Below are 206 nucleotides of genomic sequence, written 5' to 3'. Positions count from 1 at the left end.
GGGTCATGATGGATTCGAACCATCGACCAATTGATTAAAAGTCAACTGCTCTACCAACTGAGCTAATGACCCGCTCATAAACTTATTCAATAATATAAATGCGTAAATCCGCCGAACCAGACACTTTAAAAGTGGTGGGTCATGATGGATTCGAACCATCGACCAATTGATTAAAAGTCAACTGCTCTACCAACTGAGCTAATGAC

1 tRNA gene is annotated in these 206 nt (G+C 40.8%); it reads right to left on the bottom strand.

Features of this window, described 5'->3' with window-relative positions:
• Nucleotides 1-72, bottom strand: a tRNA-Lys gene (locus tag R0J88_RS24345).
• Nucleotides 73-206: the final 134 nt, after the last annotated feature.

The organism is Pseudoalteromonas sp. SIMBA_162 (assembly GCF_046535955.1).
GTDB classification, from domain to species: domain Bacteria; phylum Pseudomonadota; class Gammaproteobacteria; order Enterobacterales; family Alteromonadaceae; genus Pseudoalteromonas; species Pseudoalteromonas marina.
Note: the sequence above shows the minus strand (reverse complement) of the source record. Positions and strands in the feature narration are given on the sequence as shown.